The organism is Mycobacterium sp. IS-2888 (genome assembly GCF_001954215.1).
In the GTDB taxonomy this organism is placed as follows: domain Bacteria; phylum Actinomycetota; class Actinomycetes; order Mycobacteriales; family Mycobacteriaceae; genus Mycobacterium.
Window position 1 is genome coordinate 1 of sequence record NZ_MBET01000087.1, and the last position, 756, is coordinate 756.

General features: G+C 67.3%; 2 protein-coding genes. Both read left to right on the top strand.

Annotated features, from left to right (window positions below; genetic code table 11):
* On the top strand, positions 1 to 208 hold a 208-nt coding region (locus tag A5745_RS24755), incomplete at its 5' end, for a hypothetical protein (protein ID WP_217695287.1).
* Positions 209 to 265: 57 nt separating this feature from the next.
* Positions 266 to 756: glycosyltransferase (locus A5745_RS15870; RefSeq protein WP_139329645.1), on the top strand; the 491-nt coding region annotated here is incomplete at its 3' end.

A 756-nucleotide genomic window follows, 5' to 3' on the forward strand; every position in this document is an offset into this window, starting at 1 on the left:
GTCAGCCGCGGTCGGCCGAAACGGTGGCAAACTCACCGCTTTTAACCGGCCCGTGACCGAAATCGCCCTGGCCCTCGTCCTGGCCCCTGTCTCGCAGGCCGGCAAAGGCCATCGCCGCGCCCAGGGCGAGACCGAGGGCCAGCCCGATTTCGGTCACGGGCCGGTTAAAAGCGGTGAGTTTGCCACCGTTTCGGCCGACCGCGGCTGACAAGCTGATCTATGTTGACCGTGTGGTCGATTTGCTGTGGGACCTAGCCGGGCGACGATGATCGCGGTCATTCACGTGGGGCCGGACATGTACAGCTTCGGTGGGACGCAGTCGGTCATCCGGGTCATCCGCGACAACAACATCGGCGCGGACGACATCCGCGTCCTGTCGACGTGGAACGGGCGGCGCCACTCGAAGAGCCTCGTTCTCACGGCGCGTGCCGGGCTGGCACTGGCCCGGGCCCCCCGCGCGGCCCTCGTGCACTTCCACATCTCGAACGGCGGAGCGTGGTTGCGCGAAGGATCGTTGATCCGGCTGGCGAGGGCCCGGGGTTTCCGGGTGATCATCACCATCCACGGCTCCGATTTTCCCGAGTTCGCCCGCTCGCACCCTCGCTTCGTCGGCGCCACGCTGAACCGCGCGGACCACGTGATCCTGTTGTCGGAAGAAGCGCGTGCCGCGGCGCTGGAGGTGGCGCCGACGGTCCCAACCTCGGTGGTGGCGAATCCGATTGTGATCGATCGGGATTCGCCCGGCGCCAGCACGAC